Annotated in this window: 18 protein-coding genes and 1 pseudogene; 11 read left to right on the forward strand and 8 right to left on the reverse strand. The window is 53.3% G+C overall.

All coding sequences use genetic code 11. The annotated features are described in order from the left end of the window. Nucleotide 1: 1 nt before the first annotated feature. The 6 genes and pseudogenes from ACIQUI_RS07020 (at nucleotide 2) to ACIQUI_RS07045 (ending at nucleotide 7,221) form a co-directional block, all read left to right on the forward strand. A complete protein-coding gene (locus ACIQUI_RS07020; RefSeq protein WP_403196396.1) occupies nucleotides 2–667 on the forward strand; it encodes an ABC transporter permease in 666 nt (221 codons plus the stop codon). A gap of 40 nt (nucleotides 668–707) precedes the next feature. After that, a complete protein-coding gene (locus ACIQUI_RS07025; RefSeq protein ID WP_403196399.1) occupies nucleotides 708–1,604 on the forward strand; it encodes a glycine betaine ABC transporter substrate-binding protein in 897 nt (298 codons plus the stop codon). A gap of 179 nt (nucleotides 1,605–1,783) precedes the next feature. Beyond that, the gene (locus ACIQUI_RS07030) at nucleotides 1,784–3,388 is read left to right on the forward strand and encodes an amidase family protein (RefSeq protein WP_403196402.1); all 1,605 of its coding nucleotides are present in this window, start codon (nucleotides 1,784–1,786) and stop codon (nucleotides 3,386–3,388) included. A gap of 393 nt (nucleotides 3,389–3,781) precedes the next feature. After that, nucleotides 3,782–5,149, forward strand: a complete 1,368-nt coding sequence (locus ACIQUI_RS07035; protein WP_403196404.1) for an OprD family porin — start codon at nucleotides 3,782–3,784, stop codon at nucleotides 5,147–5,149. Nucleotides 5,150–5,355: 206 nt separating this feature from the next. Then, a pseudogene (locus ACIQUI_RS07040) lies at nucleotides 5,356–6,360 on the forward strand (cache domain-containing protein); the annotation flags it as partial. A gap of 27 nt (nucleotides 6,361–6,387) precedes the next feature. Further along, a complete protein-coding gene (locus ACIQUI_RS07045; RefSeq protein WP_403196688.1) occupies nucleotides 6,388–7,221 on the forward strand; it encodes a methyl-accepting chemotaxis protein in 834 nt (277 codons plus the stop codon). Between the two features lie 136 nt (nucleotides 7,222–7,357). Here the strand turns inward: ACIQUI_RS07045 and ACIQUI_RS07050 are convergent, their stop codons facing one another. Next, nucleotides 7,358–8,401, reverse strand: a complete 1,044-nt coding sequence (locus ACIQUI_RS07050; protein ID WP_403196406.1) for an asparaginase — start codon at nucleotides 8,399–8,401, stop codon at nucleotides 7,358–7,360. A gap of 257 nt (nucleotides 8,402–8,658) precedes the next feature. Between ACIQUI_RS07050 and alr the strand changes: the two genes are divergently transcribed. Next, nucleotides 8,659–9,822: an alanine racemase gene (gene alr, locus ACIQUI_RS07055; protein ID WP_403196409.1), complete on the forward strand. Its 1,164-nt coding sequence runs from the start codon at nucleotides 8,659–8,661 to the stop codon at nucleotides 9,820–9,822. 18 nt (nucleotides 9,823–9,840) lie between these two features. On the opposite strand, the gene ACIQUI_RS07060 is transcribed toward alr, so the two are convergent. Then, a complete protein-coding gene (locus tag ACIQUI_RS07060; RefSeq protein WP_403196412.1) occupies nucleotides 9,841–10,608 on the reverse strand; it encodes an IclR family transcriptional regulator in 768 nt (255 codons plus the stop codon). 335 nt (nucleotides 10,609–10,943) lie between these two features. On the opposite strand from ACIQUI_RS07060, the gene ACIQUI_RS07065 reads away from it, so the two are divergent. After that, nucleotides 10,944–12,092, forward strand: a complete 1,149-nt coding sequence (locus ACIQUI_RS07065; protein WP_403196415.1) for an aminotransferase class V-fold PLP-dependent enzyme — start codon at nucleotides 10,944–10,946, stop codon at nucleotides 12,090–12,092. A gap of 129 nt (nucleotides 12,093–12,221) precedes the next feature. Next, on the forward strand, nucleotides 12,222–13,514 hold the full coding sequence (locus ACIQUI_RS07070) for a dicarboxylate/amino acid:cation symporter (protein ID WP_403196418.1): 1,293 nt from the start codon (nucleotides 12,222–12,224) through the stop codon (nucleotides 13,512–13,514). 131 nt (nucleotides 13,515–13,645) lie between these two features. Here the strand turns inward: ACIQUI_RS07070 and ACIQUI_RS07075 are convergent, their stop codons facing one another. Both ACIQUI_RS07075 and ACIQUI_RS07080 read right to left on the reverse strand, forming a co-directional pair. Further along, the gene (locus ACIQUI_RS07075) at nucleotides 13,646–14,185 is read right to left on the reverse strand and encodes a peroxiredoxin (RefSeq protein WP_403196421.1); all 540 of its coding nucleotides are present in this window, start codon (nucleotides 14,183–14,185) and stop codon (nucleotides 13,646–13,648) included. Between the two features lie 17 nt (nucleotides 14,186–14,202). After that, nucleotides 14,203–15,177, reverse strand: coding sequence for a GlxA family transcriptional regulator (locus tag ACIQUI_RS07080; RefSeq protein WP_403196424.1), 975 nt, complete (start codon nucleotides 15,175–15,177; stop codon nucleotides 14,203–14,205). 153 nt (nucleotides 15,178–15,330) lie between these two features. Between ACIQUI_RS07080 and ACIQUI_RS07085 the strand changes: the two genes are divergently transcribed. Together ACIQUI_RS07085 and ACIQUI_RS07090 are read left to right on the forward strand one after the other, a co-directional pair. Next, nucleotides 15,331–16,443, forward strand: a complete 1,113-nt coding sequence (locus ACIQUI_RS07085; protein WP_403196427.1) for an S-(hydroxymethyl)glutathione dehydrogenase/class III alcohol dehydrogenase — start codon at nucleotides 15,331–15,333, stop codon at nucleotides 16,441–16,443. A 65-nt stretch (nucleotides 16,444–16,508) separates the two neighbouring features. Beyond that, nucleotides 16,509–16,892 (forward strand): VOC family protein, encoded by a 384-nt coding sequence (locus ACIQUI_RS07090; RefSeq protein WP_403196430.1) that lies wholly within the window; start codon nucleotides 16,509–16,511, stop codon nucleotides 16,890–16,892. Nucleotides 16,893–16,994: 102 nt separating this feature from the next. Here the strand turns inward: ACIQUI_RS07090 and ACIQUI_RS07095 are convergent, their stop codons facing one another. The 4 genes from ACIQUI_RS07095 to ACIQUI_RS07110 are packed head-to-tail and all read right to left on the reverse strand — an operon-like array spanning nucleotide 16,995 to nucleotide 20,439. Further along, nucleotides 16,995–18,146 (reverse strand): aminotransferase class V-fold PLP-dependent enzyme, encoded by a 1,152-nt coding sequence (locus ACIQUI_RS07095; protein WP_403196432.1) that lies wholly within the window; start codon nucleotides 18,144–18,146, stop codon nucleotides 16,995–16,997. 31 nt (nucleotides 18,147–18,177) lie between these two features. Beyond that, nucleotides 18,178–18,933 carry an amino acid ABC transporter ATP-binding protein gene (locus ACIQUI_RS07100; RefSeq protein ID WP_403196435.1) on the reverse strand — a complete coding sequence of 252 codons (756 nt, stop codon included), beginning with the start codon at nucleotides 18,931–18,933 and terminating at the stop codon, nucleotides 18,178–18,180. Nucleotides 18,934–18,947: 14 nt separating this feature from the next. Continuing rightward, entirely contained in the window at nucleotides 18,948–19,697 is a 750-nt protein-coding gene (locus tag ACIQUI_RS07105; RefSeq protein ID WP_403196438.1) for an amino acid ABC transporter permease, read from the reverse strand. A 1-nt stretch (nucleotide 19,698) separates the two neighbouring features. Beyond that, complete coding sequence (locus ACIQUI_RS07110; RefSeq protein ID WP_403196441.1) at nucleotides 19,699–20,439, reverse strand: amino acid ABC transporter permease; 741 nt, start codon at nucleotides 20,437–20,439, stop codon at nucleotides 19,699–19,701. Nucleotides 20,440–20,449 lie beyond the last annotated feature (10 nt).

Raw genomic sequence — 20,449 nt, forward strand, 5'->3', positions numbered from 1 at the left:
CATGTCTGACTTTCTCTTGAAATTGTGGGATGGGCTTCAATTCTACTGGGGCGATATCAGCTACTTGTCTGTGCAGCATCTTGAGATTGTTGCAATCAGTGGCGCACTGGCGATGGCGATTGCTTTTCCACTGGGTATCTGGATGAGCCGACCGAAGAATCAGAATCGGTCGATGGTGGTGATGCAGGTGCTGAACGTCGGGCAAGCGGTACCGAAGCTGGCTTTGCTCGCGCTCGCGATGAGTTTGATGGGGGTTGGCAGTCCAGCTGCCATCTTCGGGCTTTGGGTTGCGACTCTCCTTCCCGTGGCAGTAAATACCTATGAGGGTCTTCGAGCAGTGCCTCAGCACCTGGTCGAGGCCGCTGAGGCGATGGGTATGACCCCAAGGGAGATATTGTGGAAGGTCGAAATCCCCAATGCTTTGAATGTGATTTTCGCCGGCGTTCGGACTGCGCTGGCAATTAATGTGGGTACGGCACCCCTCGCGTTTCTCGTAGGAGGAGGTGGCTTGGGTGAGCTCATTTTCACCGGTATCGATCTCAACGATTTCGGAATGATGCTGGCTGGAGCAGTTTCCACCGCGCTGCTGGCGATTGCCGTGGATTTGTTGTGCGGTTTTGTTCAAACGATGACCGTTTCTAAAGGCTTGCGCTTGTCTGCGCGGTAACTTTAAAGATGCTGGTTCTTACAATAAAAATGAGGTGAGTATGTTTTTGCGAAATCTTGCTAAGCGTGTAGTCGCCACTGCCGTATTTGGTAGCATTGCCAGTGTCGCCTTAGCACAGCCTAACGTGGTTGTTGGTGGTAAAAAGTTTACCGAACAGCAACTTGTCGCAGAGATGACGGCTCAGTTGCTGCGCGATAAAGGTTATAGCGTCGATAAACGCGCAGATCTCGGATCTTCAGTGCTCAGGGCCGCTCAAGAGAATGGCCAGGTTGATGTCTACTGGGAATACACCGGGACATCGCTGGTTATTTATAACGGCGTCAAAGACAGGATGGATGCAGCATCAACCTATGAAAAGGTAAAGGAGCTCGATGCGCAGAAGGGATTGACTTGGCTGAACCCTTCCCAAGCCAACAATACCTACGCCTTTGCAATGCGCAAAGCTGAGGCAGATAAAGACGATATTGCATCTATCACTGATCTCGCCAATAAGGTTAACGCTGGAGAAAATCTCAAATTTGCCTCGAATGCCGAATTTTTCTCCCGGCCAGACGGGCTGCGCCCCTTGCAAGATCTTTATAAGTTTGAATTCCCGCGAAAAAATGTGGTACGTATGGATGGCGGCTTGACTTATCAGGCGCTTCAGGACGGCCAGGTAAACGTCGCGCTGGTGCTTTCAACCGATGGTCGTATTCCCGCCTTTGGGTTCGTGGTGCTCAAGGACGATAAACAGTTCTTCCCGAGTTACGCGCTGACCCCGGTAGTGCGCACCAAGCTGTTGCAAGAGTCTCCTGAACTTAGCGGTCTTTTGAATGGTCTGTCCTCGAAGCTCGATGATAAATCAATTGCTGTGCTAAACTCGCGCGTGGATGTTGGGCGAGAGTCTGTAGAGAGCGTGGCGAAAGAGTTTTTGCAAAAAAATGGGTTGATCAAATAGTTTTTGGTTGACTGCTTTGATCAGTTGATTAAAGGCGCCTCGTGAGGCGCCTTTTTTGTGCGAAATCATTTGACGTGCACTGCGCTGGGGCGCGTTGCTGGTCGCTTGCGCTGGGTGTTTTTAGTTGGCCTGCGTTAGAATTGAGTCAGGCTGTATGCCATTAACCGTGGAGAGTGCCAATGTGTGAGCAGTTCATTGGCGCCCAGAATTATCTGCACGAGATAGGAGCATTTGAAATGCGCTTTACCTACACGCTAACAGTGCTTTCGCTCGCGGTCTTCGCCTCGAGCGCCTTTGCCAATACTGACGGAATTGACCGGATGAACCTTGCCGAAATGCGCCAGGCACTGGATGAGGGCGAACTGACATCAGAAGAGCTGGTGCAGCATTATCTTGGCAACATCCAAGCGAACAATCGCCAAGGACAAAACATTAACGCTGTGATCACGGTCAACGAGAAAGCTCTAGCCCAAGCCAAGGCTTGGGATGCTGAGCACGCCAAGAACCGCAAAGCGGCTAATGCGCCATTGGCAGGGATTCCCTTCATAGCCAAAGACAATTTTGATACTCAAGGAATTGCGACTACCGGCGGTTCCTACGTCTTGGCGTCGTCTGTCCCAAGCCAAGACGCCTTTGCGCTCAAAAAGCTGATTGATGGGCAAGCGATCTTGCTTGGCAAGGCCAACATGTCTGAGCTCGCCGCCTCTTATGGATGGTTTGGGTACAGCTCGTTCGGTGGGCAGACCCTCAATCCTCGGAACACCAAGCGTGACGCATCCGGTTCGAGCAGTGGCTCCGCAGCCGCTGTTGCTGCAGGCTTTGCTCCTTTCGCTCTGGGGTCGGACACCAGTGGTTCCATCCGGGCACCTTCCAGCGTGACGGGTACTGTAGGGTTACGTCCATCGCTTGGCCTTATCAGCCGCAGTGGCATCATTCCGTTGTCGCTGACATTTGATACGGGCGGCGTCATCACCAGTAACGTACGTGATCAGGCGATCGTGCTTGATGTCATTAAAGGACAAGATAAAGCAGACGCTGCCACACTCAATTTGGCCTCTGATAAAATTAACTTCCAGCAAGCGTTGAGTAAGGACTCGCTGAAGGGCAAGGTTATCGGGGTGGTTACCAACTTCAAAGGAGGGAATCCTGAAGTCGATAACGTGTTCCAGGTTGCTCAGGAAACGCTTGAAAAACGCGGTGCCAAGGTCGTAGCTGTCACACTTCCAAAAGCGTTCGAAACGCTTTGGGGGGATGTGCTAGGCCCTGTAGGGGAGAGTGAGTTCAAACCTCAGTTCGAGCGGTACCTGGCGTCTTTGGATAGTCATCAGCCGAAATCGCTTGACAGTTTCCTTGAGGCTGCCAAAAAAAATCAAGGTGCGAACAATGGCCACCTTATGAACCCTGCCCGTCTTGACGGAATTGAAAGCACCTTGAAGGCAGGTGCTCCCGATAATCCCCTTTATATTTCTATCCTTTCCAGAAAAATTCCAGCGCTTAGAGCTCAACTGGTAAACGTTATGGCTGCGCAAAAAATCGACAGTCTATTCTTTGCCACCATCAATTGCCCCGCTTCGGTTGTGCATGGTGTTGCCGATGAGACGTATGTCTGCAATGCCGACGACACGTATGCCAGTTCCTACATCGCTTCGGCCACCGGCTTCCCTGAGGTCACCGTACCCGCAGGTACTATTCAAGGCAACCTACCTGTCGGTGTTTCGTTCCTTGGGGGCTACGGTGAAGATGCCAAGATCCTGGGTTTCGGTTATGCGTTCTTAGGTAGATAGGCTCATCTGGGCTGACTACTGCTGCGCGTAGGCCCGCCAGAGTAACAGGCGGGCTTTACGATCCATTTATCCAGGAGGACATTTTTCGATGTCTCGATGAGTCATATCGGTTTCAACGGCTGTCCACGTTTTAGTAATGGCCAAGTTGGCTGCTATTTGATGCTCGGTTCCCGTGTGGCGGAATCTTGATAGGGAATGTCGAGCCCGTGATTGATGGTTTTCTTGCTCCGGCCTGAACATGGCGGTGTGGGAATAGCTTGTTTAATAAATGGTCGCTCCCTACCTGTGGCCTTGAGCGCCAAACGCTTTCTCACTTTTAGTCTGCCAACACATGAGCACGCTAGCTGACAGGCAGCTGCTAATAACATTCACAAAAAAATGTTGGGGTGGTCAATGCTGGGGAATAACACTGGTCGCGCTTTCTCGCGGGCGGAAGGTTTTAATCATTCGTTTTTTGCAAAGCTTAAGCAGTGCGGCGCAGCGGCTGGCTGCTTTGGTTTGGTTGCATTGGCATGCAGTGATGTCCGTGCTGCACAGGCTGACGCCAAAGGCTTTCTGGAAGACAGTAAGCTTTCTGTTCTGGCCAAGAACTACTACTTCAATACCGACCGGGCCAATGGTCGAACCAACCAAAAAGACTGGTCTCAGGCGTTCATTGCCAACTACGCTTCTGGATTCACGCAGGGCACTATTGGGTTTGGTGTAGATGCGTTTGGTCTTTGGGGTATCAAGCTCGACGCTGGCAGTGGCAGGACAGGTACTGGGAACCTGCCGGTTGGGGACGATGGCAACCCGGATGACAGCTATGGTCGCGCGGGTGGTGCAGTTAAAGTTCGAATTTCCGATACGGTTCTCAAGTATGGGCAGATGATCCCTAATGTACCGGTGTTCGCGCAGAGTACCAGCCGACTCATGCCCCAGACGGCCACAGGTTTCAATTTGCTCAGTACAGACATCAAAGATGTGTCGATTGATGCAGGGCATTTCACCTCTGGCACTGACCAAGTCAACACCAACCGCGACGGAGAGCTGTGGGCAACCTACGCCGGTGTGACCACTCCGACAGTGGATTACTTCGGTGGTAAATATAAAGCCAGTGATAACTTGAGTGTTGCACTGTATACCAGCCGTTTTGAGGATATCTGGAAGCAGCATTACGGAAATGTCAATTACAAGTACGTAATTGATAGTGATCAAGATGTGACTGCTGATTTTAACGTCTATCGAACGCTCGATAGCGGCCAGGCGAAGGCGGGCGAAATTGATACCACCGCTTACGGTTTGCTGCTCGCTTATCGAATCTCAGCGCATACGTTTACAGTGGCTCACCAACAGGTGCGCGGTGATCAACCCTTCGACTACGTAGGGTTTGGCGATACCGGTCGAGCGGGGGGCTCCATTTACCTGCCCAACTCGGTTCAATACTCGGACTTCAACGGCCCGGGGGAGAAGTCTTGGCAGGCTCGTTATGACCTCAATATGGCATCGTACGGTGTGCCAGGCTTGTCATTCATGATTCGCTACCTCCACGGTACCGACATTGATGGAACGCACGCTACATCAGGTGCTTACGCTGGTAAATATGGACGTGATGACCGAGAGTTCGAGACTGACTTTGAAGCCCGCTACGTCGTTCAATCCGGCCCAGCTAAAAACCTGTCTGTCCGCGTTCGAACCGCGTGGCATCGAGGTGACGCGACAACCGGCGGCGATCAGGATCAATTCCGCCTGATCACGGAATACCCGATCAATATCTTCTGATCATCCAGCAGTAAAGAATGACGCGCGACATTTGCTCCTTGAAGGTAGACCTTTATCCGAAGGTCTGCCTTTTTTTTCGACGCGTAGGTGTCGTTTTTGTGCGCACATGAGGTCATATGAGCATTCGAGTAAAGTTGTTGATGTTTTTTCTCTTGAGTTCACTGTTGCCGATAGTGACGCTAGGGGTGTTTGTTGTTGAACAGATGATGCAGCGGGAGCGGAATTTTTTTGAAGAGAGCAGTCAGCATCAGCTAAGGCAGGTGAGTAACAGCTTCGCACTTGTGCTTAAAGGTGTCTCCGAGAATTTAAAATTTCTGGCGAATTCGAAACAGGTAACCGAGGTTGATGGCAGGTTGCCCTCATATATCGATGTATCTTCGGTGTCCGATGCGCAAGCACCCGATCAAGGAAAGGCTGGGGACTTGTTTACCTTGCTCCGTCAGGTTGGGCAAACCCATCCAAGTTATTCCTATGTGTACGTGGGTACCGATTCTGGTGATTTTTTAATGTGGCCGGCTACAAAGGTCAAGGCCAATTACGATCCTCGCAAACGTGGTTGGTATCAGCGAGCAGCAGAGAATCCAGGGCAGTTTGGAAGAGTCAAGGCGTATAGTTTTGAGGAAGACAACACGGCGCTCATTTCCACGGGGCTGACGTTTACTACCGGTGCGGGTATTCAAGGTGTTGCAGGGATCGATATTTCCCTGAAGGACCTCACGGAAATGGCCAAAAGTATAAAGTTTGGTCGGACCGGCTACGTCATGATAGTCGAGGACTCTGGGAATATTATCGCTGACTCGCGATACCCAGAAAATAACCTGAAATCGCTTGCGGGCTTGGGTGGAGGCTATAAGGATATTTCGCTGCTGGCTTCCGGGAACGGCGAGGTAGAGATTGCAGGGGTCAACTATGCTGTAAGCGTATATTCCTCCGATGAGTTGGGTTGGAAGTTTTTAGGTCTAATCGAAACGACGGAGCTTGCCGAGGGCTCTATGTCGTTGGTGGGTACTATCGCAGTGGCAGTTATTGTGATTGTGATAATGTGCATGCTGGCGGGTGGCATCTTTACTTTCAGAATTGTTTCGCCCATACAAAGTGCGTCGCGCCGATTGAAGGAAATTGCAGAGGGTGAAGGTGACTTGACGCAGCGACTGGATGTTGCTCGCAAAGATGAGATGGGAGGGCTGGCGGATAGTTTCAACAGCTTCGCTGTTAGCATTCAAAAAATAATTAAAGATGTGAATGTTTCGAGCGTAAGTGTTGAGTCGAACTCGTTGGAAATTGCCCGTCAGGCAGAGTCTTTGAGTACTGCTTCAAATCGACAGGCTATCGCCGTTCATCAGTTGTCCACTTCATTCAATGAAGTGGTCGCAACAGCGGGTGAAGTTGCTCGCAATTGCAGCCTGGCCGCCGAGTCTGCGCAGGCAGGCGGCAGCGAGGTGGAGGCCGGGAAGCAAGTGATCAAGCAGATGATGAGGTTTGTTTCCGAAGTCGAGGAATTCATTAACCGTTCCTCCGGTTCAATCAAGGAGTTGGAGCACGATGTCAATTCCATCGATATTATATTGTCGAATATACGCGGTATCGCAGAACAGACGAACCTTCTCGCCCTGAATGCTGCTATCGAGGCGGCGAGGGCGGGGGAGCAGGGGCGAGGATTTGCGGTTGTGGCTGATGAAGTACGGGCCCTGGCTAAACGAACAACCGACTCCACTGAGCAGGTCAATGCCTTACTTAATGGATTGGTCGAAAGTACCAAGAAAGTTTCGATAACCATGCAGCAGAGCCTTGAGTGCTCTCGAGAACTGGCGGGGTGTGCATCTTCTGTTTCCCACGCATTTATGAACATCGACGCCGCGGTCGTGGTGATAAGAGACATGAGTATTCAAATATCTGCGGCGGCTGAAGAGCAGCATCAGGTTGCGGATGATATAAACGGCCACATCATGGCTATCAGTATTGATGCGGGTGAGATAACCAAGGGGGCTGAGTCGACGCAAGCGGTTACTGTTGGATTGAAAAGCGCGTCTACTGAGCTTGGCAATATAGTGCGTCGATTCAAAATCGAATGAGGGTGGGTTTGGCTGGCTGTCGAGCATAACTGTTTGTGCGCGCCAAGGGTGGCCACCATCTCTGAAAGATGGTGGTTGGCAAGCTTATATTAATCGTAGGCCTCTTGTCGGGCAAAGTGTCGTGACTTGCGAACACTTATTTCTCAAAGTAGTCTCGAATTTTATCGATGCTGTCCCCCTGATTAAGGGCCAGCATCAACAGGATTCGGGATTTCTGCGCGTTGTATACGCCTGCTCCAATGCCCAGGTCTTTTTCTGAAACAATGCCAGCGCCTGTGCGAGAGGCCATGATGACAGGAATGCCTTTCGCAATTGCTTCTTTGACTGAAGATTTGACGCGGGCAGGTACGTTGCCATCACCTGTACCGTCCATGATAATGCCTTTCACGCCATTTGCGACGGCGGTACGTATGAAGAGATCATTTTGGTCTTGGTGCCCGTAGATGATCACGACATTCGGCAACGTATCCGTATTGCTGACGTCGAAATAAGGTAGGTTGAGTGGGCGGGCTGCAGGGTAGTAAAACCTGGGCTTGATGCCGACGAATATGCCCAGGTAGCCTTGTTCGACTGCCTTAAATGTATCCAGTGCAGTAGCATTGGTTTTAGTTGTAAATGTTGCGGAGCTGATTCGATCGTTAAGTACCACCATGACCCCACGGTTTTTCGCGTCGGATTTAGTGGCGACTGATACGGCTTCAAGCAAATTCATAGGGCCGTCTGCGCTGATGGCAGTCGCCGGGCGCATTGAACCGACCAGCACGACGGGCTTTGGATTTTTTACGGTCAGCTCCAGGAAAAAAGCAGTTTCCTCCAGCGTGTCTGTGCCATGGGTGATCACCGCACCGCTGATTGCAGGGTTGCTGAGAGATTTGTTTACAGATTTGGAAATTTTTAATAGTGTTGGAGTGTCTGCATCTTCAGAACTAATGTTTGCTACCTGCTCGCCTGTAACGGTCGCGATATCTTTTAGTTCTGGCAAGTTATTAATCAATGTGTCGATATCGAATTGGCCGTCTTTATACTTGGTTGTATCGATTTTCGATGCTGATCCTCCCGAAATGGTACCCCCTGTCGCAAAGATTTTGATCTCAGGAAGGGGGTCAGCATTTACCGTTAGCGATAGAGCTAGCCCGGCAGTCATGAGTAGGGAGGAGGCGATAAGAGAGGTGAATGTCACGTTTAGTACTCCAGATAGTATCCGAGTTGATCGGGATTACCCCGGTCGAGAGTATTAAAGGGGCGTGAAGCCCACTCTGTCGGGCTGGCGAGGCTCGCGGCGATTTACCTGACAGATGATCTTGCCTGGCCAAGATGAACCCTATCAGGGGGGGGGAATTAGTAAATAACAAATCCCGATTATCGGAACCATTGGTGCCGGAAATAATTCTATTCTAGTGGGGTCAGCAGCCTAGACTTGTTCGATCAGGAGATGTGATGAATTCGCAAAAGCCTTTCAGCCGTAAGGATTACCTGAACACTTCAGATCCTCTCCAGATGACCGTGGACGTAGCGGCCCTTCGATGGAATTTCAGCCAGCTTGAATCGATGGTCGGTGAAGCCACCAAGATCATTCCGTCGATCAAGGGGGATGGTTATGGCGTAGGGGCGTCACTCGCTGCGCAGGTCTTCAAGGAGTGCGGTGCATATGCGGTGGCTACCGGGTCGATCCACGATGCGATCGCTATTCGCGATGCAGGTAACGACATCCCCATTCACCTTTTTCCGGGGATACTGCCGGGTGCGATGCCGCTCGTGCGAGAGCTGGGCTTGATGCCAACGATCTACTCCAAGGAACTCGCGCTGGCAGCCTCCGAAGCTTCTCATGGGCGATTGAAGGTGTTCGTGAAAGTGGATGCTGGGTTTGGACGCCTGGGTGTCCCTGTCGAGCAGGCCCGAGATCTAATTGACTATGTTGCCTCATTGCCTGGTCTGCAGATCGAGGCGGTGTTTACCCATGTGCCATTCTCTGATGGACCAGGTTTGGAGTGGGCTAAATTTGGGCTGGCCAAGTTCGACAGGTTACTGGGTGAACTCAAGGACGCGGGCTACCAGATACCGATCAGTCAGTCCTTGGCAAGCAGCGGTGTTCTCAAGGATGTGCCCACCCACACGAATGCGGTCTGTGTAGGCCACCTCCTGTACGGAGGCCTTGGAAAAAGTTCGGTCGACGCAGAGAAAACAGCTCGTTTTCGCCCCGCAATCAGTGAAGTGTCGGCTAGCATTGTCCATATCCGCAAGCACGGCTCGCAAGCGAGTATCGGAAATGGTGGGCGGTTGCAGGTCGAAGCCTCGACTGTTGTCGGTATCGTGCCGATCGGGCTGCATGAAGGCTATCGTTCTGCAGCGGCCGGTCAGACCGCTTACGTGCTCCACAAAGGGCGCCGGCTCCCGCTCATGTTCGTCTCCCAAGAGTATGCAGCGGTCGACCTCTCGAGAGGTGATAGCCCAGCGGTCGGCGACACGATCGTGATTTATGGTCGTTCTGGGGATGAGCAAATTACGATAGAGGATCTGGCGGGATGGCAAGGCCAGAGCCCCCTGCATGTGGTGATGAACATGTGCGGAAGGGTTCGCAAGAACTACTCGCTCGGGAACTGAGCTGCGGCCAATGCCTTGCTAGAGTCCTTCGTCCTCGGCCACTGCGAGGCAGGCTGTGATCCGCCTCGCAGCATCACTCATCAGAGGGATGGCCTTGATAAGGTCTCCTTCTGTCTTGCGAGCCTGAGGGGCTGACACGCTCACGCATCCGACCAAGCGATTCTCCGCGGTGAACACCGGGACAGCTGCACCGATCACGCCCAAGGTGTATTCGGAATCTGTGATCGCATAACCGTTCTTGCGTGTTTTCGCGATGACCTTTGCGAGCTCGTCTGGCTCGCAAACGGTCCGAGGAGTGAAGCGCTCCCACGGCCCGCTCGCCAAGTACTTTGACAGGTCCCGGTTGCTCATCAGCGAGAGAATGACCCTGCCACTGGATGTGCAATGTAGAGGTGCGCGTTGGCCCGCTTGGAACTGTAGAGTCAGTCGAGTATCGGCGGTGGCGCTGTCAATGTATTCGAGCTCGTGGCCGTTCAGAATGCCGAAACTGGCGCTTTCGCCTGTCGCGCGCGTCAAGCCCACCAGAATCGAGTGAATGGGGGCCTGCGCATGTGAGGCGATGGAGATCATCGCTGACAGCTCAAGCAGCCGTGGCGCGATTTTGAAGCCACGACCTTCTGACTTGCGGATATACCCAAAGCTCTCAAGGTTGCTCAGCAATCGATGAGCAGAAGTCTTGGGCATGTTGAGGTACTGAGTCAGATCCGAGATATTGATACTGCCTCGATCGGCCAATAGCTCCAGCGCCAGGAAAGCACGTTCGGTAGGGGATACGTCTTCGGTCATTTTGTTTGGCATCGTTCACGGTGAGGAAGCTGGCGGGCAAGCGATAGCGTTCCGTTAAATGGAACTGTTACACGCTGCGTTCGGATTGGCAAGCGTCTTCCTGTGGGGGCGAACGTCAGAATAAACTCATAAAACGGCACATTTAGTTCCATTTATAGGGACTTAATGTTGTTGCTTGGCTTTGGTCATAGCTACTGTGGGGTCATCTTGAGGTTTGGCGATCACCCTGGCTCACTGTCGGATTACGCCGGGTGTGCTCGACCTCTGGTACCCACCTATGTCACGGCTTAGCGGTTGTGACATCCCTACTGCATACGCTTGGCTGAGGTGTCCTCATGAATGTTTTCAACGGCGAAATCCGCAAACATTTTCCTGCTGCAGACAATACGCTGTATCTCGATTCCGCCCACCAAACCCCGCTGTCAGTCCCGGTGAAAGCCGAGCTCGATGCCTTCTACACGGCAGCGCTCAATTACGCTGGCCCGAAGTACGGCTGGCTGAACCGCGTGGAAGAAGTTCGCGCCAAGCTGGCGGCCTTCATCGGCGCCCAGGCTGACCAGATCGCATTCACCAAGAACACTTCCGAAGGCCTGAACATCTGCGCCAGTGGCCTGCAGTGGGAAGCTGGTGACAACGTGCTGCTGCTCGACACCGAACATCCGAACAATGCCTACGCCTGGCTTTCCAAGCGTGAAGCAGGGCTGGACGTACGTCTGGTGCCTTCGGGCAAGAAGTGGGCTGACGCTGATACCTTCGCCCCCTATGTCGACGAGCGCACCCGCGCGATCGCCATCTCCCACGTGATGTTCCACAACGGCCAGCGTAACGACATGGCGAGCATTACTGCTTTCGCCAAATCCAAGGGCATCGCCGTGATTGCCGACTCCATGCAATCGATCGGTGTGTTCCCGATTGACGTGAAAACGCTCGGCGCCACGGCCATCGCTTCGGGCAGCCACAAGGGCTTGCTGACGCCGCAAGGCCTGGGCTTCCTCTACACCGAAAGCAAGGACATCGTGCCGACCTACGTTTCCAATGCCGGTGTTGCCAATGCGCGCGCTGACTTGGTGCCGGTGAGCGAGCCACTCAGCCTGCGTGACAACGCTCACCGCTTCGAGATCGGCAACTTCAACTTGCCGGCGATCCACGCCCTGGGTGGTGCGCTGGATCTGATCAACTCGATCGGTCTGGAGAACATCGCTGAGCACGTGCTGGGCCTGGGTGATGAGCTGATCAAGGTCTGCGACGAGCTAGGCGTCGAACTGGTCGGCCCGCGCGAGCGCGAATTCCGCTCGCACATCTACGTGCTGGATCTGACCGAGCCGGAGTGGGCTGAGTTCTTCAAGTCCGAGAACATTCGCCTGTCCCCAGTGCGCGACGGCATCCGCGTGTCCTTCGCTATCTTCAACACCACTGATGACGTCGATCGCTTCGCAACCGTCCTCCGGAAAGGTCTGAAGCAAATCAAGCGTAAAGCCGCGTAATCGTAATATTAGGGCAAACCCTGTAGATATGGGGTTTGCCCTCGGTCATGGAAGGCCTCGAATAATAAAATTTTCATTGTTTTAGACTGCCCGTAGTTAGCTACAAAAATAAAAGTCTGAGGTGTAGTCATGAATCATAAGAAACTGCCAAGGCTCATTGCCCTGGCGATTGTTGTCGGTGTTATCGTTGGCTGGGCTAGCCATAACTATGCAGTTGACGAATCGACTGCGAAAGAAATTGCCTCGTACTACGGGTTGATTTCTGAAGTTTTTCTCCGCTTGATCAAGATGATTATTGGCCCTCTGGTGTTTGCTACGTTGGTATGTGGCATCGCGTCAATGGGTCAGTCGAGCGCAGTGAGTAGCATCGGTTTTCGCGCCATGGCATGGTTCGTCACTGCCTCCTTCGTTTCGTTACTTGTTGGGTTGATGTTGGTGAATCTGTTCCAGCCTGGTGCAGGCTTGAATATGGATCTACACCAATCTGCCTCAGCGCCTGTTGCAGTTAATGCTGGGTCATTCAATCTGGCGAGCTTTATTACTCATGTATTCCCGAGAAGCTTCGTTGAAGCGATGGCGAATAATGAAATACTGCAGATTGTGGTGTTCTCCATTTTCTTCGGTTCAGCCTTGTGTGTGATGAAGGGGAAGGGAACAAGCGTAATTTTCTACGCGCTTGAAGAACTCTCCAAGATCATGTTCAAGATCACCGACTACGTAATGATGTTTGCACCACTTGGTGTGTTTGCGGCGATTGCCTCCGCAATCACCGTCAGTGGCCTAGGACTGCTCGTAGACTACGGATGGCTCATTCTTCAGTTCTATCTGGGGCTGGGTATTCTCTGGATGATACTCTTCGGTGTCGGTTTCCTGTTCCTCGGGCGCTCGATCTTCACCTTGGGCAAGCTGATTCGTGAACCATTAATGCTCGCGTTCTCTACTTCGAGCAGTGAAACCGCATTCCCTAAAACCATGGAGGCATTGGAGAAGTTCGGGGCGAATAAGCGGGCATCCAGTTTCATTCTGCCCCTTGGTTACTCGTTCAATCTGGACGGCTCGATGATGTACCAAGCCTTCGCGGTAATTTTTATCGCCCAGGCATTCAATGTCGAACTCAGCTTCACTCAGCAACTGCTCATGCTATTGACCTTGATGCTGACGAGTAAAGGTGTCGCTGGTGTAGCGCGCGCGTCCGTGGTCGTAGTGGCTGCCACTCTGCCGATGTTCAATCTTCCAGAATCAGGCATCTTGCTGGTTCTCGCGATTGACCAGTTCTTCGACATGGGGCGTGCTGCTACCAACGTTGTAGGTAACAGCATTGCTACTGCGGTAATCGCCAAAACCAGTGAGCGTGATGGTGTTTTGGATGCTGGTTACTCGGGGAAAATTGAACCCAAAGCTACAGAGTCCGCATCTGCCTAATAGGTACTGCGCTATGAGAAAGCCTGGCTGGATGATGTGAAACTGGAGCTCATCACGAAGTTTTAAGGGGTTGGTCACCCTGTGGCGATACTCAAAGGCTCTCGATATATGTCGGGAGCCTTTTTTTGTTCTTATCGAGCCAGATTAGCTTTGATCCACGATGCTACCGTGGTGGCATTCTCGCTGGGATTGGGGATGTCGGTGATAATGTGCAGAATTGAACCGTCCTTGATAATCAGGGCTGCTCTTGAATAGAGCAACAAATCGCCGGCTTGGAAGGTTGGCAGCCCAAGTGCTGCAGCAAGGCGGCAGGCCTCATCTGACAGCAGGTCGAGGCTAAGTGACTGACGATCTTTCAGTTCATTTTGATAGTCGCTGCTCTGAGATGAAAGACCGTAGATGTGCGAAACGCCCAGGAGCTCTAGATCATTGCGGTGGTTGCTGAACCCGCAGGCTTGAGGTGTGCAGCCTTTGGCACTGGGGATGGATTCGAGTTCTGCGGGCGCCGGAATGGCCGGGTTGCCTGTGCGGGGGTAGATGAACAGGACGGTCAGCCCAGTCACTGCAGCCAGGTCAACAATTTCCCCGCTCGTCGAAATGAACGGGATGCTCGGCATCTGTTGACCAATAAGGGTTTTTTGCAGTTCATCTTCTGTTCGATGGTAAGCCATAGCAGTGTCCTCTTGTATTACGAACCAATAAAACGATCACGGTACTCTTTAGGTGATACGGAAAGGTGCTTTCGAAATCCGACGCGCATCTGGTCAGCTGTTGCAAAGCCACATTTGAAAGCAATGCTCTTGAGCGGTAATTCGCTTTCGCTCAAGAGCCGGCGAGCCTTGTCGATTCGGGCCTTCTCGATGAATTCTGATGGTTTGAGCCCGACTTCTTTACTGAAGAGTCTTGTGAAGTTTCGCAGGCTCATTGAGGCTTGCTCGGCCATCTGCGGGATCGATATTTTCTTGTCGATGTTTTCGATAACCCATTCTTGAACATCACGCATGCATGTCGAAGTAGTCATCTGGCTTGTCAGGTTTGAACTGAACTGTGACTGCCCCCCTGGACGCTTCAAGAAAATCACTAAATCTCGTGCTACATCCAGGGCCAGTTCGTGGCCAAAATCCATCTCGACGAAAGCTAACGCCAAATCTACGGAAGCGCTTACGCCTGCCGATGTCCAAAGATTCTCTTGCTTGATGAAAATTGAATCTACTTCTACTTGGATGTTGGGGAATCTTCGCTTAAGCGTATCCGCCATGCGCCAATGCGTCGTTGCGCGCTTGCCATTCAAGTGGCCCGCTGCCGCAAGGAAAAAGGCACCTGAGCATAGGGCAGCAAAGCGCTCTACTTTGGGTGCAGCCTGTTTAGCCCATTGGACGATATTCGGATTTTTCTCTACTGCTTGCTCAATGTCGTGCGCTCCGACGAGCATAACGGTATGTGGTAGGTCGAGCAGGTTGAGCGCTAGAGTCGCTTCAAGGCTCATCAAGGTATCGGATTGCACGGGGCCTACCTGAGTAGATATGACTCTTACCGAATAACCTGGCTCTTTACCTTGGGCTTGAAGGTGCTTGTTGGCATAAGTGAATACCGTCATCGGCCCGATAGCTTCGAATGATTTAAATTCGGGATAGATGACCATGTCGATCGAACGAGTTGTCATGTGGTCACTATTTATCACGTTCATCTCCAATAGCCAGTCTTTGGCCTGATTCTGGGCGACCTTGGCCTAATTTGCTGTGAGTTTGGCGTGCAGGCCAGCCTCGATTTCCATATCGTAAAAGCACCTGCAATACAGTCAAAAGGTGTTAAATTCATGATCAAGTCGCGCGCCGCTGTTGCTTTTGGGCCAAATCAGCCACTCGAAATTGTCGAGGTCGATGTTCAACCGCCGAAGGCTGGTGAGGTGCTGGTTCGCATTGTCGCGAGCGGCGTTTGCCACACTGACGCCTACACACTTTCCGGCCAGGATTCTGAGGGAGTTTTTCCCTGCATTCTGGGACATGAAGGCGGCGGGATTGTTGAGGCCATTGGTGAAGGTGTTACTTCGCTTCAAGTCGGTGACCATGTCATCCCGCTGTACACGGCGGAGTGCGGAAAGTGCAAATTTTGCACCTCGGGTAAAACCAATCTTTGCCAAGCCGTTCGTTCCACTCAGGGCAAAGGCTTGATGCCTGACGGTACCACCCGTTTCAGCTACAACGGTGAGCCAGTTTATCACTACATGGGGTGCTCTACTTTCTCGGAGTACACCGTTCTTCCAGAAATTTCTTTGGCCAAAATCCCGAAAGAAGCACCTCTTGAGAAGGTGTGTCTGTTGGGTTGTGGTGTCACTACCGGTATCGGTGCAGTGCTCAACACTGCGAAGGTGCAAGAAGGGAACACCGTCGCAATCTTCGGTCTCGGCGGGATCGGCCTGGCTGCCATCATTGGCGCAAAAATGGCAAAGGCCTCGCGCATCATTGCGATCGATATCAATCCTTCGAAGTTTGCAATCGCCGAAGAGCTGGGTGCGACTGACTTCATCAACCCCAAGGAATTCGATCGTCCAATCCAGGACGTGATTGTCGAGCTGACTGACGGCGGCGTTGACCACTCCTTTGAATGCATCGGCAATGTGCAGCTGATGCGTGCGGCACTGGAGTGCTGCCACAAAGGGTGGGGCGAGTCGACCATCATCGGTGTGGCGCCTGCAGGTGCCGAGATCACCACCCGCCCATTCCAGCTGGTAACAGGCCGAGTATGGCGCGGCTCCGCGTTCGGCGGCGTCAAGGGCCGTACAGAGCTTCCCACCTACGTTGAGAAATCTGAGCAGGGCGAAATCCCGCTCGACAAGTTCATCACCCACACGATGGGCCTGGATGAGATCAACGAAGCGTTTGAGCTGATGCACGAAGGCAAGAGCATTCGTACCGTCGTCCATTTCTGACTCCAATTCGGCGTTGGCTGTGCCAACGCCATTTTTCAGCAAACCCCACCTAGATGGAGATTCACATGTCTGTTTTCACTCACGTAACTGTCGGCACCAACGATCTGGAAAAAGCCCGTAAGTTCTATGACGAAGTGCTGGGCCAAATCGGCCTGAAGCGCATCGCTGACCTGGGCGACAATGGTTCGATCTGGGGCGTCGACAAGCCATCCTTCTTCGTGCTGAAGCCTGCCAACGGCCAACCTGCAACCGTTGGTAACGGCGGTACCGTCAGCTTCGAAGCGCCAAGCCGCGCGGCCATCAATGCATTCCACAAATCGGCCCTGGCCGCTGGTGGTAAAGACGAAGGCGCTGCTGGTGAGCGTGGCTGGGCACCGAATGCCTACGCCGCTTACGCCCGCGACCTGGACGGCAACAAACTGGCTGTCTACAGCTTCAAAGCCGAGTAATCGGCGCGGCATCTAGATGCCGCAGGTAGTGCACGGCTGCAAAACCAAACCCCTGATTCAGCTCACGCTAGATCAGGGGTTTTTCTTGCGAGCCGAATAGTGTTAAGCAGCTGATTTCTTGATGACGCCAATCCCTTTTTTCAGAGCATCGCCAAATCGCTTCACATCATCAGTGGTGTTGTAGATGCCGAACGAAACCCGGATTCCATCGCGCACTGGGGAGAGACGGATGTTCTCGGACTTGAAGAATTCAGCCCACTCCGGCTCGGTCAGATCCAGCACGTAGATGTGCGAGCGGAACTCGCGCTCGCGCGGGCCGACCAGCTCAACGCCCAGCTCGTCGCAGACCTTGATCAGCTCGTCACCCAGGCCCAGTACGTGCTCGGCGATGTTCTCCAGACCGATCGAGTTGATCAGATCCAGCGCACCACCCAGGGCGTGGATCGCCGGCAGGTTGAAATTGCCGATCTCAAAGCGGTGAGCGTTGTCACGCAGGCTGAGTGGCTCGCTCACCGGCACCAGGTCAGCGCGCGCATTGGCAACACCGGCATTGGAAACGTAGGTCGGCACGATGTCCTTGCTTTCGGTGTAGAGGAAGCCCAGGCCTTGCGGCGTCAGCAAGCCCTTGTGGCTGCCCGAAGCGATGGCCGTGGCGCCGAGCGTTTTCACGTCAATCGGGAACACACCGATCGATTGCATGGAGTCGGCAATCACGGCGATGCCCTTGGATTTGGCGAAAGCAGTAATGCTCGCCATGTCGTTACGCTGGCCGTTGTGGAACATCACGTGGGAGATGGCGATCGCACGGGTGCGCTCGTCGACATAGGGGGCGAAGGTATCGGCATCAGCCCACTTCTTGTCCGAAGGTACCAGGCGTACCTCCAGGCCTGCTTCACGCTTGGACAGCCAAGCGTAGGCATTGTTTGGGTGCTCAGTGTCGAGCAGGAGCACGTTGTCACCGGCTTCCCACTGCAGGCCACTGGCGCAGATGTTCAGGCCTTCGGAAGTGTTCTTGGTGAACGCGATCTGGTTGGCCTGGGCGCCGATGAAGGCCGCCAGCTTGGCGCGAACTTCTTCCACGCGGTTCAGCCAGCCGTACTTTGGGCCAGCGTAATTGAGCGCTGCGGTGTAGAAAGCATCGAGCTCAGCTTTCACCGGTACTGACAGGGGAGTTTGATGGGCCGCGTCCAGATAGAGCAGATTTTCGACAGCAGGAAACTGTTCGCGAACACTCGCAAATTTAGAGTTTTGCATTTGATAAACCTCGGATTCTGCTATGGCGTTTTTAATGTGCGATCTGGCGCAGGAAGTTTTGAACGCGTGGCTGGTTGGGGGAATTGAAGAAAATTTCCGGTGGGGCTTCCTCGATAATCTTTCCACCGTCGATGAAGATGACGCGATCAGCGACCTTCCGGGCGAAGCCCATTTCATGGGTAACGCAGAGCATGGTCATGCCGTCTTCGGCGAGTTTGCACATGATGTCCAGCACCTCCTGAACCACCTCAGGATCCAGAGCAGAGGTGGGCTCATCGAAGAGCATCACGGAGGGGGACATGCAAAGTGCTCGGGCGATTGCGGCGCGTTGCTGTTGACCACCCGAAAGCTGGCCAGGGTACTTCAGGGCGTGTTGGGAAATCTGAACCTTGGCCAAGTAATGCTCGGCTCGTTCGGTTGCGTCCTTCTTGCTGAGCCCCAATACGCTCATGGGCGCCAGGGTGCAGTTTTCGAGGATGCTGATATGGGGGAAGAGGTTGAAGCTTTGGAACACCATGCCGACCTCGCGGCGTATATCGCGAAGGCCCTTGATGAAGCCGCTTCCCTTGGGATCGGCGACTTTGATTTCGCCGGCCTGATAAGTCTCAAGGCCGTTGATGCAACGGATGAAGGTGGACTTGCCCGAGCCTGAAGGGCCGCAAATCACGATCTTCTCACCGCGTTTTACTTCGAGGTCGATCCCCTGAATCACCTGGTGGTCGCCATAGCTTTTTTTAAGGTCTTTGACGGTCAAGACGATGCCAGTGTTGCTTTGCGTCGAGGACATTTCAGTGCTCCCCATCAGATGGTTTTTGCATTGTTGGTCGCAGAGGTCGGCTGGCTTGCAGCTGGGCTGAGCCGCAGGGCAGAACGTTTCTTGCGTCGTTTTTCCATGTAGTTGACGAGCTCTACGGCCAGCGAGCTGATGACGAAGTAGATGACCGCCACGGTGACGTACATCTCCAGAAGGCGAGAATCCCGTTGTGCTACCTTCGAGGCCGCGCCCAGAAGATCGGTAAGCGACAGGACGTAAACCAATGAGGTGTCCTGGAACAGGATGACCGCCTGAGTGAGCATGATGGGTGTGGTGGTAACCAGTACCTGAGGAATGATCACCTTGCGGTACATCTGGAATTTAGATAGCGCCAGGGCCTCAGAAGCCTCGTACTGACCTTTAGGTATCGAGCGCAAACCTGTTCGGATGATCTCTGCGAAATACGCCGCTTCGAATAGGGTGAAGGTGATGAATGCTGTGTTGGTTGGGCCCAATGGAATGGGCCGGCCATCTGGACTGATCAGCTGCAGAATCGTGGGCATCAGGAAGAACAACCAGAACAGCACCAGGATCAGTGGTATCGAGCGCATCACTGCAACGTAGGCGGTTGCAATCTGCGCGAGGACTGGAACATTCATATGACGAACCATGGCCAATACCAGACCCAAGGCCAACCCGCCGATGAAGGCAACCGCTGTCAGTTGCAGGGTGAACGAGAGGCCCGTCATCAGGTACGGGAAGGCGTTGACGATGACTTGGAAGTCGAAGTCGTTCATCTCATTTCACCTTCTTGGCGTTCGGTTGATTGATAGGCGTCAGGCCAGGTACGTGCATACGCCGTTCGATTAGCGTCATGACGGAGAACACCGTCAGCGCAAGGAGTACGTAGCAAACAGTCGCGGCGGTGAATGCCTGAAAGGTCTTGTAGGTAAACTCGTTGATCTGCTGGGCCTGGGCGGTCAGCTCGAGCAAGCCGATAGTGAGCGCCACGGAGGTGTTCTTGAAGACGCCCATCGCTTCGCTTGTCAGGGTTGGGATCACGATGCGAAGGGTCTGGGGCAGCTGCACTTTCTGATAGCGCTGGAAAGTCGTGAGCCCCAGTGCCTCGCAAGCTTCGCGTTGGCCAATAGGCAGCGAGGCCAGGCCCGCCTTGATCTGCTCTGCGACACGTGCGCTGGAGTAGAGGCTCAAGCAGATCAGCGCAGGCCAGAAACTTCCCCAAGGCTGAGCCAGCTGCTTGACGGCGTCCCCCCAGGCGGTGGGCAGTAGTTCAGGTAGCACGAAGTACCAGAGGAACATTTGCACAATGAGTGGGATGTTCCGAAAAATCTGCACGTAGGCCCTGCCGGCAATCGCGACGGCCAAGTTGCGAGAGTTGCGAGCGACACCTACCAGTACGCCCAGGCAAAACGAGAAGAACGCCGCGCTGAGTGCAAGGGTGAGCGTCCAAATCAAACCGGAAAGAAGCCACTCGATGTAGAGGGTTCCATCGGGTGAGGTTTCGAGAAGTATGTTCATTTTTTCCTCG

It is taken from the genome of Pseudomonas sp. NPDC090592 (assembly GCF_044769185.1).
Classification (GTDB): domain Bacteria; phylum Pseudomonadota; class Gammaproteobacteria; order Pseudomonadales; family Pseudomonadaceae; genus Aquipseudomonas.

What these genes read in the sequence shown, in the direction of transcription:
- ACIQUI_RS07020 (WP_403196396.1), top strand. Translation starts at nt 2, where the DNA reads ATGTCTGACTTTCTCTTGAAATTGTGGGATGGGCTTCAATTCTACTGG.
- ACIQUI_RS07095 (WP_403196432.1), bottom strand. Translation starts at nt 18,146, where the DNA reads ATGCAAAACTCTAAATTTGCGAGTGTTCGCGAACAGTTTCCTGCTGTC.
- ACIQUI_RS07030 (WP_403196402.1), top strand. Translation starts at nt 1,784, where the DNA reads ATGTGTGAGCAGTTCATTGGCGCCCAGAATTATCTGCACGAGATAGGA.
- ACIQUI_RS07075 (WP_403196421.1), bottom strand. Translation starts at nt 14,185, where the DNA reads ATGGCTTACCATCGAACAGAAGATGAACTGCAAAAAACCCTTATTGGT.
- ACIQUI_RS07065 (WP_403196415.1), top strand. Translation starts at nt 10,944, where the DNA reads ATGAATGTTTTCAACGGCGAAATCCGCAAACATTTTCCTGCTGCAGAC.
- ACIQUI_RS07105 (WP_403196438.1), bottom strand. Translation starts at nt 19,697, where the DNA reads ATGAACGACTTCGACTTCCAAGTCATCGTCAACGCCTTCCCGTACCTG.
- ACIQUI_RS07085 (WP_403196427.1), top strand. Translation starts at nt 15,331, where the DNA reads ATGATCAAGTCGCGCGCCGCTGTTGCTTTTGGGCCAAATCAGCCACTC.
- ACIQUI_RS07070 (WP_403196418.1), top strand. Translation starts at nt 12,222, where the DNA reads ATGAATCATAAGAAACTGCCAAGGCTCATTGCCCTGGCGATTGTTGTC.
- alr (WP_403196409.1), top strand. Translation starts at nt 8,659, where the DNA reads ATGAATTCGCAAAAGCCTTTCAGCCGTAAGGATTACCTGAACACTTCA.
- ACIQUI_RS07100 (WP_403196435.1), bottom strand. Translation starts at nt 18,933, where the DNA reads ATGTCCTCGACGCAAAGCAACACTGGCATCGTCTTGACCGTCAAAGAC.
- ACIQUI_RS07110 (WP_403196441.1), bottom strand. Translation starts at nt 20,439, where the DNA reads ATGAACATACTTCTCGAAACCTCACCCGATGGAACCCTCTACATCGAG.
- ACIQUI_RS07025 (WP_403196399.1), top strand. Translation starts at nt 708, where the DNA reads ATGTTTTTGCGAAATCTTGCTAAGCGTGTAGTCGCCACTGCCGTATTT.
- ACIQUI_RS07035 (WP_403196404.1), top strand. Translation starts at nt 3,782, where the DNA reads ATGCTGGGGAATAACACTGGTCGCGCTTTCTCGCGGGCGGAAGGTTTT.
- ACIQUI_RS07090 (WP_403196430.1), top strand. Translation starts at nt 16,509, where the DNA reads ATGTCTGTTTTCACTCACGTAACTGTCGGCACCAACGATCTGGAAAAA.
- ACIQUI_RS07060 (WP_403196412.1), bottom strand. Translation starts at nt 10,608, where the DNA reads ATGACCGAAGACGTATCCCCTACCGAACGTGCTTTCCTGGCGCTGGAG.
- ACIQUI_RS07080 (WP_403196424.1), bottom strand. Translation starts at nt 15,177, where the DNA reads ATGACAACTCGTTCGATCGACATGGTCATCTATCCCGAATTTAAATCA.